Annotated in this window: 3 protein-coding genes and 1 pseudogene; all 4 read right to left on the reverse strand. The window is 43.4% G+C overall.

Annotated elements, in window-relative coordinates; genetic code table 11:
- Positions 1-226: pseudogene (locus tag A3761_RS22735) on the reverse strand (flavodoxin family protein); the annotation flags it as partial.
- 69 nt (positions 227-295) lie between these two features.
- The gene (locus tag A3761_RS22740; RefSeq protein ID WP_082865477.1) at positions 296-1,468 is read right to left on the reverse strand and encodes an alanine--glyoxylate aminotransferase family protein; all 1,173 of its coding nucleotides are present in this window, start codon (positions 1,466-1,468) and stop codon (positions 296-298) included.
- A 197-nt stretch (positions 1,469-1,665) separates the two neighbouring features.
- Entirely contained in the window at positions 1,666-2,481 is an 816-nt protein-coding gene (locus A3761_RS22745) for an outer membrane lipoprotein-sorting protein (RefSeq protein ID WP_068739759.1), read from the reverse strand.
- Between the two features lie 204 nt (positions 2,482-2,685).
- On the reverse strand, positions 2,686-3,080 hold a 395-nt coding region (locus A3761_RS22750), incomplete at its 5' end, for an MMPL family transporter (protein ID WP_156492044.1).

The following is a 3,080-nucleotide window of genomic DNA, read 5'->3' on the forward strand; positions in this document are numbered from 1 at the left end:
GGTCGAAGAAATCTTTGAGGGCACCACTCATGTAGCCTAGATTCTCGGTAGTGCCGAGTATAATGGCGTCTGCACTTAGTACATCTTCTGCTTGTGTTTCAAAAGGAGTTTTCGACTTGAATTCAACTTGCTCAAGAGCTTGGCTGATGACACCCTGGCACAGAGCTTGTTGTAGGGCTTGTGTATTTTCAGACGGGCTGTGGGCGACCAAAAGGAGTTTTTTCATTTCGCTTTGCTTGAGATACAAAGCTTAGGGTAGGAGTGGATTACTCATACCCTAGCCCTGTCTATTGGGTTATGGGTATGCATTCTCTACTGCAGACATTGCAGCGTCGACATCGCAGCTATGTCCAAGTTCGTTAAGCACCGCGCCTAAAGAGCTAACGCAGTAATCAACGTTTTTACGATTACAGCCATTGCCCATTAAGCCGATTCGCCATGCTTTGCCAGCAAACTTACCTAGCCCTGCACCAAGTTCCAAGTCGTACTGGTTAAGTAGTGTTGATCTAACAGTCGCATCATCAATACCTTCTGGAATCTTCACTGCATTAAGTTGAGATAGGCGAATATCTTTAGGCACTAGCATTTCAATGCCGAGCGCTTCTAGACCAGCAACCAGTGCCTTATGGTGCAGCTCATGACGTTCCCAAGCGCTTTCCAAACCTTCTTCTTTAAGAATTAATAGCGATTCGTGTAGTGCATACAAACTGTTAACTGGCGCAGTATGGTGATAAGTACGCTTAGCACCTTCACCCCAATAGTCCATGACCAGGTTTAGATCGAGGAACCAGCTGTAGTTCTTAGAGCTTTTGGCTTTGATCTTTTCAATTGCTTTAGTGCTAAAACTGACCGGAGAGAGACCTGGGATACAAGATAAGCACTTTTGAGTGCCTGAATAAATTGCGTCTATGCCCCAGTCATCAACTTGAACATCAGAACCGCCTAAAGAGGTGACGGCATCAACGATTGAAAGACAGTTATGTTGTTGAGCTATTGCACATAAGGCTTTTGCATCAGAGCGAACACCGGTAGAGGTTTCAGCGTGAACAAAAGCGATCATTGAAATATCAGGATTTTCTGAAAGCTTCTGGTCTACTACTTCTGGCTCAACAGCTTCGCCCCACTCAAATTCGATGGCTTCAACCTGAGCACCTGCGCGAGTCGCGACTTCTTTCATGCGCATGCCAAATACGCCGTTAATGCAGACAAGAATTTTGTCACCCGGCTCAACCATATTCATAAAGCAGGTTTCCATACCAGATGAACCTGGTGCAGATACCGGAATCGTAAGTTCGTTTTTGGTTTGGAAAACGTACTGAAGAAGAGATTTTATCTCATTCATTAGCGATACAAAGCTAGGGTCCATATGACCGATGGTTTGCTGAGATAGTGCTTTAAGTACTCTTTCGGAAACATCTGACGGGCCAGGGCCCATTAAGATGCGGTTTGGAGCGTGAAATGATTGCATAGTTCGGGTGCTGCCTGTGTTACTGGTTAGTTCTGTATTATTTTATTAAAAATATGAAGATGCCAGTATAGACGCGAGAGTATGACAGGGCGATGTTTATGCAGCTAAAAAAGAAAAAATGTACAAACAATCACATTATCTGTGACTGGATGTACATTTTTTGCAGTGCTGTTTAGGTCAATAGAGCGGAAATTAGACTAGCGAGCGCGCTTCAAGCTGTTCTTGGTGAAGTCACTATCACTTAGCCCGGTAGAAAACTGAAAATTGCTCCAGATTAAGTCAGTGCTTTTACCTGTCTGGTGATTCTGCATCTTCATCACATTCGGGCGCCAGTATTGGTCAAGATATTGATTGTAATCACTAGAGTTGAGGGTCTTTAGTAGCGCTTTTTTACGGTCATAAAATTCAATTTTATGGACGCGGTATTCACTCTGGTCGATCCAGGCAATTTGGCTTGTGTAGCCAGAGTTTTTATCTGTTGGGAAGCGTTTAACAACAAAGCAGGTTTCTGTGCCACACGCTTCGTCTTTTAAGTACTCATAGCTATACTTTTCAACTTCTTGTGAGCTTAAGTCTTCGAAGGCAAACTCACTTCCCATGAATGGGCCAGACTTGTTTTTAGACGCGATTCGCTTAACACGCTTTAGTGCTGGTAGGGATAACCACTGATCATCCGCATCAACTTTGTGCGAGAACGTCAGTAAAGCAGTACCACGAACAGTTTTAGGCTCATCAAATATGGTTAAGCCTTTGTCACCATCATTTTCGACTTCGAGGGATTTTACGCGCAAAACACGAACACTTTCTTCACCACGTTTGTTGCGTAAGGTCATCGTCATGTCAGCAGTAGAGTCCTTCCAACCAGTGTTTCGCTTATCAGATTCAATGGCGATAGCTAAACCTTTTTCTTGAGGTGTTTCTGCAAAGGTGTTGCCTGAGAGGCTCAAGGCAGTAAAGCAGGATAATATCGCGATGGATTTCTTTACACCGCGAGCAGAAAGGTTAGATAGCATGGATATTGTCCTCGGTCTTGTTATCTTGTTAGTTGGCACTGCAGCAGCATCATTGAGAAACTATATGATGATGCTAGAAGCTAGCGCCTATTAGATACGAAAATGTCGATTAGTTAAACTGAAATCCCTTACTTCGTTTGGAACGGTACTTTCCATGAGTAGAAAGTAGCACTATCAGTTTGTTGAGTTACCTTTTTAGGTGACTTAGCCATTTAAGGGTGCTCTTTGATCTAGGATACCTTGATCATCGATTGTTAAATCTTGCTTAGCTTTTTTACGTTTACTTCCAACCAAAAACAGTAAAAGCGGTGGAAGGAAGAAAAAATCAACAAGTAAAGCGACAACGATGGTTACGGCCGTCATCAGTCCCATATCGGAGTTCATAGAGAAGTCGGATATAGCTAATACAGCAAAGTTCGCAAATAGAATAAATGTGGTGACCAACAGCGCAACGCCAACTGTACTAAAGGCATAGCGAATCGCATCCTCGGTAGATAGCTGATTCTCTCGCTTGGCACGTAAAAATTTACTTAAAAAGTGAACGGTGTAGTCGACGACGATCCCCAAGGTCATTCCGAATACAACAGATAGTCCAATAC

It is taken from the genome of Oleiphilus sp. HI0123, from assembly GCF_001635315.1.

What these genes read in the sequence shown, in the direction of transcription:
- A3761_RS22745 (WP_068739759.1), bottom strand. Translation starts at nt 2,481, where the DNA reads ATGCTATCTAACCTTTCTGCTCGCGGTGTAAAGAAATCCATCGCGATA.
- A3761_RS22740 (WP_082865477.1), bottom strand. Translation starts at nt 1,468, where the DNA reads ATGCAATCATTTCACGCTCCAAACCGCATCTTAATGGGCCCTGGCCCG.